Origin of the sequence: Methylobacterium sp. WL116, assembly GCF_008039455.1 — a bacterium.
GTDB lineage: Bacteria > Pseudomonadota > Alphaproteobacteria > Rhizobiales > Beijerinckiaceae > Methylobacterium.
In genome coordinates this window covers 1-12,063 of the sequence record NZ_VRUV01000094.1, presented here as the reverse complement: position 1 = coordinate 12,063, position 12,063 = coordinate 1, and the positions used below count along the sequence as shown (strand labels likewise).

Annotated in this window: 13 protein-coding genes; 9 read left to right on the top strand and 4 right to left on the bottom strand. The window is 71.0% G+C overall.

Features of this window, described 5'->3' with window-relative positions; all coding sequences use genetic code 11:
* Positions 1-844 (bottom strand): 3-keto-5-aminohexanoate cleavage protein (locus FV223_RS09935; RefSeq protein ID WP_147726849.1); only part of this gene is annotated, 844 nt, incomplete at its 3' end.
* A 177-nt stretch (positions 845-1,021) separates the two neighbouring features.
* Between FV223_RS09935 and aroQ the strand changes: the two genes are divergently transcribed.
* The 3 genes from aroQ to FV223_RS09920 all read left to right on the top strand — a co-directional run bounded on the left by aroQ (position 1,022) and on the right by FV223_RS09920 (position 2,692).
* Positions 1,022-1,477 (top strand): type II 3-dehydroquinate dehydratase, encoded by a 456-nt coding sequence (gene aroQ, locus FV223_RS09930; RefSeq protein WP_147726847.1) that lies wholly within the window; start codon positions 1,022-1,024, stop codon positions 1,475-1,477.
* A 140-nt stretch (positions 1,478-1,617) separates the two neighbouring features.
* On the top strand, positions 1,618-2,172 hold the full coding sequence (locus FV223_RS09925) for a hypothetical protein (protein WP_147726845.1): 555 nt from the start codon (positions 1,618-1,620) through the stop codon (positions 2,170-2,172).
* A gap of 88 nt (positions 2,173-2,260) precedes the next feature.
* Complete coding sequence (locus FV223_RS09920) at positions 2,261-2,692, top strand: DUF2147 domain-containing protein (protein WP_147726843.1); 432 nt, start codon at positions 2,261-2,263, stop codon at positions 2,690-2,692.
* 4 nt (positions 2,693-2,696) lie between these two features.
* Here FV223_RS09920 and alaS read toward each other — a convergent pair whose 3' ends face one another.
* On the bottom strand, positions 2,697-5,375 hold the full coding sequence (gene alaS, locus FV223_RS09915; RefSeq protein ID WP_147726841.1) for an alanine--tRNA ligase: 2,679 nt from the start codon (positions 5,373-5,375) through the stop codon (positions 2,697-2,699).
* A gap of 279 nt (positions 5,376-5,654) precedes the next feature.
* On the opposite strand from alaS, the gene FV223_RS09910 reads away from it, so the two are divergent.
* From FV223_RS09910 to FV223_RS09890, 5 genes are all read left to right on the top strand, one after another.
* The gene (locus FV223_RS09910) at positions 5,655-6,851 is read left to right on the top strand and encodes a transglycosylase SLT domain-containing protein (RefSeq protein WP_147726839.1); all 1,197 of its coding nucleotides are present in this window, start codon (positions 5,655-5,657) and stop codon (positions 6,849-6,851) included.
* A 230-nt stretch (positions 6,852-7,081) separates the two neighbouring features.
* Positions 7,082-7,615, top strand: coding sequence for a response regulator (locus FV223_RS09905; protein WP_147726851.1), 534 nt, complete (start codon positions 7,082-7,084; stop codon positions 7,613-7,615).
* Between the two features lie 161 nt (positions 7,616-7,776).
* On the top strand, positions 7,777-8,676 hold the full coding sequence (locus FV223_RS09900) for a transglutaminase family protein (protein ID WP_147726837.1): 900 nt from the start codon (positions 7,777-7,779) through the stop codon (positions 8,674-8,676).
* A gap of 68 nt (positions 8,677-8,744) precedes the next feature.
* A complete protein-coding gene (locus tag FV223_RS09895) occupies positions 8,745-9,563 on the top strand; it encodes a transglutaminase family protein (RefSeq protein WP_147726835.1) in 819 nt (272 codons plus the stop codon).
* A gap of 139 nt (positions 9,564-9,702) precedes the next feature.
* A complete protein-coding gene (locus FV223_RS09890; protein WP_147726833.1) occupies positions 9,703-10,374 on the top strand; it encodes a L,D-transpeptidase in 672 nt (223 codons plus the stop codon).
* Between the two features lie 214 nt (positions 10,375-10,588).
* Here the strand turns inward: FV223_RS09890 and FV223_RS09885 are convergent, their stop codons facing one another.
* Both FV223_RS09885 and FV223_RS09880 read right to left on the bottom strand, forming a co-directional pair.
* A complete protein-coding gene (locus FV223_RS09885; protein WP_147726831.1) occupies positions 10,589-10,921 on the bottom strand; it encodes a hypothetical protein in 333 nt (110 codons plus the stop codon).
* A gap of 163 nt (positions 10,922-11,084) precedes the next feature.
* Entirely contained in the window at positions 11,085-11,573 is a 489-nt protein-coding gene (locus FV223_RS09880) for a phasin (protein ID WP_147726829.1), read from the bottom strand.
* A gap of 227 nt (positions 11,574-11,800) precedes the next feature.
* Here FV223_RS09880 and FV223_RS09875 point away from each other — a divergent pair.
* Positions 11,801-12,063, top strand: a 263-nt coding sequence (locus FV223_RS09875; protein WP_210247505.1) for a hypothetical protein, incomplete at its 3' end; no start/stop codon positions are given.

Below are 12,063 nucleotides of genomic sequence, written 5' to 3'. Positions count from 1 at the left end.
GTGGTGCCGCACCTAGCCGACCGTTACCGCATCCTGCGCTACGACACCCGCGGCCATGGCGGCGCACCGCCTCGGCGGCGAGCCCGACGAGCTCGGCGTTGCTCGCGGCGAGCCGGTCCTTGGCGATGCGGATGTTGTCCTCGAGCCCGGTGCGCACCGCATCGGCGCCGCGCGCCAGCGCCCACTCCATCACCACCGCCTGGTTGCGGCCGATCCCGGCTGCCGTCCAGGTCGCCCCGGGCAGGATGCGCCGGGTCTCGGCCAGCAGGATGTCGAGCAGGTGCTCGTCGGCCGGCATCGCGTTCTGGACGCCCATCACGAACTGCACGTGCGGCCGCGCGTCGATCAGGCCGGCCTCGACGAGGCGGCGGGCGCCGTGGAGGTGCGACAGGTCGAAGATCTCGATCTCCGGCCGCACGCCGAAGCGCGTCATCTGCGTGGCGAGGTCGGTGACGAGGGCGGCCGGATTCTCGTAGACGATGGTCGGGAAGTTGACCGAACCGGTCGAGAGCGAGGCCATGTCCGGCCGGTGCTGCAGCGAGAGACCCCGGCTCGCCGGGTCGCGCCCGCGCCCGCCGGTGGAGAACTGCACCACGAGGCCGGGGCAATGCTTGCGTAGGCCCTCCTGCACGGCGGCGAAGCGGTCGGGATCGGAGGACGGGGTCTCGTCGTCGTTGCGCACGTGGATGTGGGCCAGCGTCGCCCCCGCCTCGAAGGCCTGGTGCGTCGACTCGATCTGCTCGGCCACCGTCACGGGAAGCGCCGGGTTGTCCGCCTTGCGCGGCACCGAGCCGGTGATCGCCACGGCGATCACCACGGGCGCGCTGGTCTCGATCTGGCTCATGGCCCCTCCGTGGCTCGGCCGCGTCCTCACGCGATTCTCGCGGGATGTAGACCGCCGCGCCCGCGCGCAAAGCCCGGGGCGGAGACAGCGCCGCCGCTCTGTCGGCCCGCTTGATGCCGCGGCCGCGGCGGTTCATGGGTCGAGCGTCCGTGCGCGGGCCGCGCGAAGGAGGATGTCATGAGCCGTCTCGTCACCGTGCTGAACGGCCCGAACCTGAACCTCCTCGGCCGGCGCCAGCCGGAGATCTACGGCCACGAGACCCTGGCCGACGTCGAGGCCGCCTGCCGGGCGCTCGCCGGCGAGCTCGGGCTCGCGCTGCAGTTCCGGCAGTCGAATCACGAGGGCGCGCTGATCGACTGGATCCACGCGGCGCGGGACGAGGCCGCCGGCATCGTCATCAACCCGGCCGCCTTCACCCATACCTCGGTGGCGCTGCTCGACGCGCTCAACGCCTTCGACGGCCCGGTGATCGAGGTTCACATCTCGAACGTGCACAAGCGCGAGGCCTTCCGGCACCACTCCTACGTCTCGCTGCGCGCCGACGGCGTCATCGCCGGCCTCGGCACCGAGGGCTACGGCCTGGCGCTGCGCCGCGTCGCGACGTTGATCGGCCAAGCCGAAGCGGTGCGCTGATGCGGGACGGGGCGGTGGACCGGGCGGGCAGCGCGCACGCGGCGCATGGACGGTTCGGCCGCCGATGCCTATGGCGTAGCGCGAGCCCGCCTCCGTCGGTCCGGGCGCTCCTCCTGCTTGCGATGGCGATGTTCGGTTCGATGCGTCCCGTCTCGGCCGAACCGGTTCCGCCGCCCGAGGCGACGACGGGACTGATCGAGGCCCTCCAGGCCCGCATCCTGTCCGGCCACAGCGCGACCGCGGTGCTGGAGGCGTGGTGCGCCGAGCGCGGCCTGTCGGCCGAGCCGCACCTCGTCGCCCGCCGGGTCCCGGGGGCCGAGAAGCCCCTCGACGCGGCGCAACGCAAGCGTCTCGGCCTCGCGCCGGACGAGCCGGTCCGCTACCGGCGCGTCCGGCTCGCCTGCGGCGTCTACGTCCTGTCCGAGGCCGACAACTGGTACGTGCCGGGCCGGCTGACGCCGGCCATGAACGCGGCCCTGGACGAGACCGACGCGCCGTTCGGCCGGGTGGTGCGCCCGCTCGCGCCGACCCGCCGCAACGTCGCGCTCCGCCCGCTCCGCGATCCCGGCGCCCCCGCCCCGGGTCCGGACGACCCGCTGTTCGAGGTCGACGCGGTGCTCGCGACCGGGGCCGGCCTGCCGTTCTGCGAGGTCGCCGAAACCTATCTCGGGGCCGTGCTCGGGCGCGGACCTTAGCAGCCGCCGCTGCGTCTTGCGGGACTTCGGTGCGCACGGCTATTGCCGGGCCGATCGCCCGGACGGGCGGCACGCTCGGAGGATCCGCATGAGACCGGCAACTGTGTTCGCTCCCACCCTCTTCGCCGCCTGCCTCGTCGCGTCCTGCCTCGTCGGCAGCGGCGCGCAGGCGCAGAAGGCCGCCGACCCGGCCGGGATCTGGCTGACCGAGACCGGCGACTCGAAGGTGCGGCTGACGCGGTGCGGCGCCGGCTTCTGCGGCACCATCGTCAGCACCGCGGGCAAAGGCCTCGACGCCAACAACCCGGACCCGGCCCTGCGCACCCGCAGCGTCGTCGGCGTCCAGATCGTCAACGCCACGAGCCCGTCGGGCGACGGCTATTCCGGCACCCTCTACAACCCGAAGGACGGGAAGACCTATTCCGGCTCGCTCAAGATGACCGGCCCGAACGCGATCGAGGTCTCGGGCTGCGTGATGAGCGTCTTCTGCAAGCGCCAGACCTGGAAGCGGGTGGGCTGAGCCGTCAGCCCGCCGCCACCGCCGCGGTGATCGCGTCGAGGGCGGCCTTCGCGCCGGCGCCCTCCGGGCCGCCGGCCTGGGCCATGTCGCGGCGGCCGCCGCCGCCCTTGCCGCCGAGATGGCCTGCGCCGGCCCGCACCAGGGCGACGGCGTCGTAGCGCTCGGTGAGGTCCGGGGTGACGCCGACCACGAGGCCGGCCTTGCCGTCGGCGCCGACGCCGACGATGGCGACGATGCCGGAGCCGAGCTTCTGCTTGCCGGCATCGGCCAGGCTCTTAAGGTCGCGCATCTCGACGCCCTCGATCGCCCGCGCCATCAGCTTGACGCCGGCCACCTCGGTCGCCTCGTCGCCGCCTCCGGCGCTGCCGCCCATCGCCAGCTTCTTGCGCAGGTCCGAGACCTCGCGCTCCAGCCGGCGGCGATCCTCCAGCAGCCCGGAGAGCCGGTCGGACACCTCCGCCACCGGCGCCTTGAGCTGGGAGGCCAGCGCCCCGAGGGTGCGGCTCTCCTCGCCGCGGTGGCGGCGGGCGGCGTCGGCGGTCATCGCCTCGATGCGGCGCACCCCGGCGCCGACCGCGCTCTCGGCGAGGATCGTGATGGTGCCGATGTCGCCGGTGCGCGCGGCGTGCGTGCCGCCGCAGAGCTCGATCGAGAAGTTCGGCAGGCGGCCGCCCTCGATCTCCGTGCCGGCATCGTCCACCGGCCGGCCCATGGAGACGACGCGGACCTCGTCGCCGTACTTCTCGCCGAACAGCGCGCGCGCCCCGGACTCGATCGCCTCGTCCACCGCCATCAGCTTGGTCACCACCGGCACGTTCTGCAGCAGCACCGCGTTGGCGAGGTCCTCGACGCGGGCGAGCTCGGCCGCCTCGATCGGCTTCGGGTGGCTGATGTCGAAGCGCAGGCGCTCGGGGGAGACCAGCGAGCCCTTCTGCGCGACGTGGTCGCCGAGCACCTGCCGCAGGGCCTCGTGCAGCAGATGGGTGGCGGAATGGTTGGCGCGAATCGCGGCCCGGCGGGCGTGGTCGACCTTCAGCTCGACGGCCTGGCCGAGGCTCAGGGTGCCCGCCTCCACGGTGACGTGGTGGACGAACAGGTCGCCGAGCTTCTTCTCGGTGTTGGTCACGCGAGCCTTCAGCCCCGGCGCGGCGAGCGCGCCGGTGTCGCCGACCTGTCCGCCGGATTCGGCGTAGAACGGCGTCTGGTTGGCGATGAGCAGCCCGCTCTCACCGGCCTGCAGGGCCTGGACCTCGGCGCCGTCGCGCAGCAGCGCCGTCACGACGCCCTCGGCGCTCTCGGCCTCGTAGCCCAGGAACTCGGTGGCGCCGGTCCGGTCGCGCACCGAGAACCACACCGTCTCGGTGGCGGCCTCGCCCGAGCCCGACCACGCCGCGCGCGCCGCCTGCTTCTGGCGTTGCATCGCGAGGCCGAACGCCTCCGTGTCGACGCCGATGCCCCGGGCCTTCAGGGCGTCCTGCGTCAGGTCGAGGGGGAAACCGTAGGTGTCGTAGAGGGTGAAGGCGGTCTCCCCGGCGAGGTTCTGGCCGGCGGCGAGGTCGCGGGTCTCGGCGTCGAGGATCGCGAGGCCGCGCTCCAGGGTGCGGCGGAAGCGTGTCTCCTCGAGGCGCAGGGTCTCGGAGATCAGGCTCTCGGCCCGCACCAGCTCGGGGTAGGCCTGGCCCATCTCCCGCACCAGCGTCGGCACGAGGCGGAACATCGCCGGCTCGCGCGAGCCGAGCAGCTCGAGGTGGCGCATGGCGCGGCGCAGGATGCGGCGCAGCACGTAGCCGCGGCCCTCGTTGCCCGGCAGCACGCCGTCGGCGATCAGGAAGGAACCGGCGCGCAGGTGGTCGGCGATCACCCGGTAAGAGGCGACGTTCGCGGGCTCGGGCGGGCGGCCGACCGCGTGCGACACGGCATCGATCAGCGACCGGAACAGGTCGGTCTCGTAGTTCGAGGTCACGCCCTGGAGGATCGCGGCCATGCGCTCCAGGCCCATGCCGGTGTCGATCGACGGCCGCGGCAGGACCAGCCGGTTGCCCGGCTCGACCTGCTCGTACTGCATGAACACGAGGTTCCAGAACTCGAGGAAGCGGTCGCCGTCCTCGTCGGGCGAGCCGGGCGGGCCGCCGGCGAGCCCCGGGCCCTGGTCGATGAAGATCTCCGAGCACGGCCCGCAGGGGCCGGTGTCGCCCATCTGCCAGAAGTTGTCCGAGGTGCCGATGCGGATGATCTTGTCGTCGGAAAAGCCGGCGATCTTCTTCCAGAGCGTCGCCGCCTCGTCGTCGTCGGCATAGACCGTGACGAGGAGCCGGTCCGGCTTGAGGCCGAACTCCTTGGTGATCAGGGTCCAGGCCAGCTCGATTGCCTGCGGCTTGAAGTAGTCGCCGAAGGAGAAGTTGCCGAGCATCTCGAAGAAGGTGTGGTGGCGCGCGGTGTAGCCGACGTTGTCGAGGTCGTTGTGCTTGCCGCCGGCGCGGACGCATTTCTGCGCCGTCGTCGCCCGCACGTAGGGCCGCTTCTCGACGCCGGTGAAGACGTTCTTGAACTGCACCATGCCGGCGTTGGTGAACATCAACGTCGGGTCGTTCTTCGGCACCAGCGAGGACGACGGCACGATCGTGTGCCCCGCACCCGCGAAGTAGTCGAGGAAGGCCGACCGGATCTCGTTGACGCCGCTCATCGGATAACTCTGTGCTGGGCCGGGCTTTTTCGCGCGGCGACGCCCGGCCGTCCCGGGCCGTTCGTCGCGGATGCGCCCTCATACGGAGGGACGGGCGCCAAGTCACGGGCTCACATCGCGCCCCACCATCGCCGGAGGAACGGGTGATGGCCGGCCGGCCCCCGGAAACCGCCGGCACGACCGGAATGGTCCAGCCTCGGCCGTGTTGTCGCCACATCTGTCAAGCCAGATCGGGGGGTGGCGCCGCAATCGGCGCGAAACCGGGATTTTGGGACGCACATGCAGGGCCGCACCGTCGGAACGTCTCGCAAGGCCATCGCGTCCGGCTCCGCCGCCGCCGGCAAGGGCGCGTCCAAATCGGCGTCCACGGGCCGCTTCGGGGCGGGCGCCACCGACTGCATCACCCTTTCCGCCCCGGTCGGCCGCGGCCACGGCAGCCGTCCGGCGCTCGCCCGCTCCGTCCTGTCGATGTCGCTGTTCGCCGGCGCGCTGAGCGCGCTGCTGATCGGCTCGGGCGTCGAGCTCGGCAAGATCGGCCTGGAGAATGCGGTGTCCTCGGCCCAGGCCGCCACCGAGATCCCGATGCCCCGCCCCCGCATCCAGGTGAGCGCGCTGCCGCCCGTCGTCGCCGAGCCGCCGGTGGTGCTGCGCGCCTCCTCGGCCTTCGCCGCGGTCCACGATCTCGACACCGAGCTCGGGTCCAACGCGGTCGACCGGGTCTCCTACGACTTCCTGCTCTCGGAGAGCGCCGGCGGCGACCCGAACGACGTGCTCGAGTTCGGGCCGATGAAGATCCGCCGCCACATCGTCCAGACCATCGTCCGCGCCGCCCAGGCCGTGCAGACCGACCCGGTGCTGCTGATGGCGGTGGCCGACAAGGAGTCGAGCTTCATCACCGCCGTGCAGGCCAAGACCTCCTCGGCCACCGGCCTTTACCAGTTCATTGAGCGGACCTGGCTCGGCTGCGTGCGCGACTTCGGCGCCAAGTACGGGATGGAGAAGGAGGCGGCGCTGATCGTCGCCGATTCCAACGACCGGCCGACGGTGACGGACGCCGCCGAGCGCACCCGGATCCTCGAGCTGCGCCGCGATCCCTACCTCTCGGCGCTTCTGGCGGGCGAGATGCTGAAGCGCGATGCCGCCCGCATCGCCCTGCGGATCGGGCGCGAGCTGTCTCTGGGCGAGGTTTACCTCGCCCACTTCCTCGGGCCGGACGATGCCGAATCGTTCCTCGCCCAGGTCGTCGATAAGCCCGGCGCCGCCGCGGCCAAGCTGCTTCCGGGCCCGGCGCGGGCCAACCGCTCGATCTTCTTCGCTTCCGAGCGCAACCGCCGCCGCAAGGCCGCGAGCCTGTCGGTCGCGCAGGTGCACGAGAAGTTCGAGGCGATGATGAGCGCCCGCGGCGCGCGCTACCGCGACGTCCGCGCCGTGTCGGGCGTGATGGCCTACGCCGACGCCGACGCGGCCGCCCGCTAGGATCGGCCGCCCCAGGTATCTCAGGCGCTCCAGGTATCGGGCGCCTCGGGGATCGGCCGTCCGCAAGGATCAAACGGCCGCCTGAATTGTGAAGCCGGCGCAACTGACTGCGCTTTCCCGACTTCTTTCTTCAAGCGACTCCGCATCCGCGGCCCGCGACGCGAAGACTTCGGGGGAAGTTCTTGACCAAACCGCTCCGACACCGGCCCATCGACACGCTGAGCCCCGACATACCCCTCGACCGGATCGGGGAGACGCTGGCGTCGTTCTACGACAGCCTCGTCGCCGAGGGCGTGCCGGAGCATCTGGCTGCGCTCGTGCGCAAGGTCCGGCAATCTGAATCTGACGGCGACGTTGCGAAGCCTGCGGCGCCCCCTGCCCCGCGGGCCGAGCGGATCGCCCTCGTCGTCGAGGACAATCCCCAGGTTCGCGGCCTCGCGGAGGCGCTGCTCGAGGAGACCGAGCTTTCGGTCGTCGGCTGCGACAGCGCCGAAGCGGCGCTCGCGGTGCTGCAGGCACGGGGCGGCGACGTCGCCCTGGTCTTCGCCGACGTGCGTCTGGCCGGCGAGATGGACGGCCTCCAGCTTGCCCATGCGGTCGCGACGCTGTGGCCGCGGGCGCGGCTCGTCATCACGTCGGGCCACTGCGTCGGCCGCCCCGAGATCCCGCCTGAGGCGGTGTTCATTCAGAAGCCGTGGCGCGCCTTCGACGTGCTGGTGGAGGCGGAACGGGCCGTCGGCGAGCCGGCACCGCCGATCCTCTGACGCCGGCCCTGCGCGCTACCCTTCGCGTCGACGGCATCGTCTGGCTCTGCATGGAACGCGGCATCGGCCGCTTCGATCGCCGTCCCGGACCGAAACGGGCATGTGGGCGTGAAATTTGCAGCACGGACGTCGCACCGGCGCATCCGCGGAGTGTTACGTCCTTGCCGATCCTATCCGTCCGGCACCTCACCGTGTACCGCTACCGCCGCCCGGTCTCCTTCGGCGAGCACCGGATCATGTTCCGCCCGCGGGACAGCTACGATCAGCGCCTGATCGAGGCGACCCTCGACATCGACCCGCTGCCGGCCAGCGTGCGCTGGATGTTCGACGTGTTCGGCAACTGCGTCGCGATCGCGAGCTTCGACACGCGCAGCGACACCCTGCGCTTCACCTGCGGCATCACCCTCGACCATACGCCCGAGCACGCCCCGGTCTTCCCGCTGGCGCCGCACGCGACCCACTACCCGTTCGGCTACGGCGTCGAGGACATGCCCGACCTGTCGCGCTCGATCGAGCGGCAATGGCCCGACACGCACCACGTGGTCGACGCCTGGGCGCGCAGCTTCATCCCGGCCGACGGCCGCATCCCGACGCAGGACCTGCTCGCCGACATGACCCGCGGCATCCGCCGCAACTTCACCTACCTCGCCCGCAGCGAGAAGGGCGTGCAGGACCCGGTGACGACGCTCCGCCTGAAGCGCGGATCGTGCCGCGACTTCGCGGTGCTGATGATGGAGGGCGTCCGCTCCCTCGGCATGGCGGCGCGCTTCGTCTCCGGCTACCTCTACAATCCGCGCAACGACCGCGACCGCCACGTCGGCGGCGGCTCGACCCATGCCTGGGTCGGCGTCTATCTTCCGGGGGCCGGCTGGATCGAGTTCGACCCGACCAACGGCATCGTCGGCAATCGCGACCTGATCCGCGTCGCCATCGCCCGCGACCCGCGGCAGGCGGTGCCGTTGCACGGGTCGTATTTCGGTCTGGCGAGCGACGACCTCGGCATGCGCGTCGACGTCGCCGTGACCGAGAAGCCGGCGCTGGAGCTCGCCCCCGCGCAATAGGGGTACCGACACGCCGGTGCGGGCATCATGAACGTATGCTTCGTTGAGGAAGGTTGGCAGGTGGCGCGATGAAGATCAGGACCGGTTTCGATATCGCCTTCGATTCGGCGCAGCCGATGCCGATGATCCTGATGCTCAGCGTCCACCCGTCGCGGCTGCCGGACCTGCTGTCGCCGCAGGCGATCGCCTTCGATCCGCCGATCCCCTGCCACCAGTACGAGGACGGCTTCGGCAACATCTGCCATCGCATCGTCGCGCCGCCCGGGCTGCTGACGATCTCGGCCGACTTCACGGTGCAGGATTCCGGGCAGCCCGACGCGTTCGTGCCGGATGCGCGGCAGATCCCGGTGCAGGACCTGCCCGACGAGGTCCTCGTCTACCTGCTGGGCTCGCGCTACTGCGACACCGACAAGCTCTCGCAGACCGCGTGGTCGTTGTTCGGCAGCACGCCGGAAGGTTGGGCGCGCGTCCAGGCGATCGTCGACTACACCCACGAGCGCATCCGCTTCGACTACATGCGCGCCGACGCCACCCGCAGCGCTCATGACGGCTTCATGCAGCGCGAGGGCGTGTGCCGCGACTTCGCGCACCTGGCCGTCACCTTCTGCCGCTGCATGAACATCCCGGCGCGTTACTGCACCGGCTATCTCGGCGACATCGGCGTTCCGAAGGATCCGGCGCCGATGGACTTCTCCGCCTGGTTCGAGGTCTACCTCGAAGGGCCGCAGGGCGGGTGCTGGTACACCTTCGACGCCCGCCACAACACGCCGCGCATCGGGCGGATCGTGATGGCGCGCGGGCGCGACGCCACCGACGTCGCGATCACCACCAACTTCGGCTACGCGCCCCTCGCCCGCTTCGACGTGCACACCGACGAGGTGGCGTGATCGCGCGCCCTCGATCGGCGCGACGACGTCTTCGCGGCTTACGTATTCCCACGCTCCTGAAATCTTCGCCGGCCCGTGGAACCCTCTGCCTATGCTCACGCTTGTAATAGCAAAGGTTACTGCACAGGTAGGCCACATCATGAAGACCTCAGCCACCGCTCTCGCCGCCCTCCTCGGACTCTCGATTGTTGCCAGCGTGCCGGCCATGGCCGCCTCGACCTACGATCCCTTCGGCACCGATGCCGGATACGAGGAAGATCAGTCCTACGGTTACCAGGGTACGCAGAGCCGTGACTATTACGGCCAGCGTCCCGTCTACGAGCCGGGCTACGGCCAGGGCGCGCAGGCCGCGCCGCAGGCGCAGGTCCAGCCGATCCAGCGCGAGATCGTGGCGTTCAACGGCAACTATGCTCCGGGCACGGTCGTCGTCTCGACCGCCGAGCGTCGCCTGTACTTCGTGATGCCCAACGGCGAGGCGATCCGCTACGGCGTCGGCGTCGGCCGTCCCGGCTTCACCTGGTCGGGCACCAAGACCGTGACCGCCAAGAAGGAGTGGCCGTCGTGGACGCCCCCGGCCGCGATGATCGCCCGCCGCCCCGACCTGCCGCGCTACATGGCCGGCGGCATCGAGAACCCGCTCGGCGCCCGCGCCATGTACATCGGCAACACCGAATACCGCATCCACGGCTCGAACGAGCCGGACACGATCGGCCAGGCCGTGTCCTCGGGTTGCATCCGGATGACCAACGACGACGTCACCGACCTCTACGAGCGCGTGAAGGTCGGCGCCAAGGTCGTGGTCCTGAACTGATCCGACAGCGCACCTGTCTGCGAAAACATGAGGGCCGCGTCATCCGAGAGGGTGGCGCGGCCCCTTCTCGTCTGAACATCTCGGCGCCGCTTCGCTCGGCTCAACGGGGCCGGGCCTTGCGCCGGCGATCCGGCGCAGCCGCCGATACGGAGACGCAGGAGGCGTCGGGCGCGCATTCGAGACCTCCGCCTCGCGGTGCGAAGGCGGTCGCGCGTCAGGGCACGACGCGGCCGACCGCCGTCTGCGGCTGGCTGAACGAGGCGATCGGCATGTCGCAGAAGCAGCGCGCGCCCAGCGGCCGCGGGCCCGGAAGCGGGCAGGAATAGGGCTGCGGGCCGGTCAAGCCCTGCTGGACCGCATCGCAGTTCAGGCCGACCGGGCGGGCCGGGACCGGCCGCTCGCGCCGCCGCGGGTAGACCGGGCGCTCGTCGTAGGCCGGGCGCTCGTCGTACCCGCGGGGCGGCACGTCGTAATACTGTGCGTCGGCGGCCTGCACGGCCAAGGTCGTGAGCAGGGCGGCGAGGCCGAGGCGTGTGATCTGTCGCATGGCATCCCTATCGGCGGAACGTCGGAACCCTGTTCGGGCCGATGCAGGCATGCTCGCGGAAACCCGGCGAAAACGAGACGGCCCGCCCCCGACGATCGGAGGCGGGCCGGTGAGCGATTGCCGGCGGCCCGCCCCCCGGAGGGGCGGGCATGGTTTGAAGGGCTCAGTGCGTCGCCTTGTTGGCGGCGTCCTGTGCATCGTGCGCCGCCTGCTTGGCGGCATCCGTGCCCTGCTCCATCGCCTTGCGGGCGTTGTCGGCACCTTCCTGCATCACGGACTTCGCGCGCTCGGCACCCTGCTGCATCGCGCTCTGGGCGAGACCGCCGAAATCCTTGGCCTGCGCCTGGATCGCGGCGAACTGGCTGCGCACGAACTCGGCCTGATGCTGCATCGCCTCCTGCACGTCCTTCGAGCGGACGAGCTTCTGGGCGAGGTCGAAGGCGGCGTTGACGTTCTGCTCGGCATACTCGAAGCCGCGGGCGGACACGTCCTTCACGCTGGTCCGGGTCGCCTCGGTGGATCCGGTCACGGTCTCCGCGGTGCGGCGTGCGGCGCCGATGAAGCTGTCGAAGGCCTTGCGGGCCTGGTCGACGCTCTTTTCGGCGAAATCGCGCATCTCGGTCGGGACTTCGTAGGTCGGGGGGGTGCTCATCGCTCGTCTCCTCTCACGTTGCCGGTTGATGCATCATTGTGCGCTGCACAATAACACAGGTATCATCGTACGCCACCCGGCGAGGCAGCATTAACGTTGATGCGAGGTAAACGTGTGACGGGCGCGAGAAAGGTCCAGCACCCTTCGGCGCTCCGCCTACAATAAGCACGGTACAATCATATTTCCGTAACCGAACGGGCCGGGACGCGGCCGATGGGGACACTTCGTTGAACGTTGGCGACAGCACGCGTGCAGGCCTCACGGCCGCTCTGGAGGCCTGGGCGGGCGATCCCATCCTCGCCGCGACGCTGGCTGATTCGGCGCGGGCCTACCTCGTCCTCGACGGGGCCGCGACGGCGATCCTGCACGCCTCCGCCGCAGCCGGCCCGTTCCGCGACGCGGTCTCGGACGAAGCCGGGACGCTGAACCCGGCCCTCGCCGGCCAGATCCGTGCCGTCGGCGGCACCGCGCGGCCGCGGCTGGTGCGCCT

Bases quoted from the DNA above. Each gene is read 5' to 3' on its own strand.
- FV223_RS09925 (WP_147726845.1), top strand. From the start codon at position 1,618: ATGCGTCCCGTCTCGGCCGAACCGGTTCCGCCGCCCGAGGCGACGACG.
- FV223_RS09890 (WP_147726833.1), top strand. From the start codon at position 9,703: ATGAAGACCTCAGCCACCGCTCTCGCCGCCCTCCTCGGACTCTCGATT.
- FV223_RS09920 (WP_147726843.1), top strand. From the start codon at position 2,261: ATGAGACCGGCAACTGTGTTCGCTCCCACCCTCTTCGCCGCCTGCCTC.
- aroQ (WP_147726847.1), top strand. From the start codon at position 1,022: ATGAGCCGTCTCGTCACCGTGCTGAACGGCCCGAACCTGAACCTCCTC.
- FV223_RS09895 (WP_147726835.1), top strand. From the start codon at position 8,745: ATGAAGATCAGGACCGGTTTCGATATCGCCTTCGATTCGGCGCAGCCG.
- FV223_RS09885 (WP_147726831.1), bottom strand. From the start codon at position 10,921: ATGCGACAGATCACACGCCTCGGCCTCGCCGCCCTGCTCACGACCTTG.
- alaS (WP_147726841.1), bottom strand. From the start codon at position 5,375: ATGAGCGGCGTCAACGAGATCCGGTCGGCCTTCCTCGACTACTTCGCG.
- FV223_RS09910 (WP_147726839.1), top strand. From the start codon at position 5,655: ATGCAGGGCCGCACCGTCGGAACGTCTCGCAAGGCCATCGCGTCCGGC.
- FV223_RS09880 (WP_147726829.1), bottom strand. From the start codon at position 11,573: ATGAGCACCCCCCCGACCTACGAAGTCCCGACCGAGATGCGCGATTTC.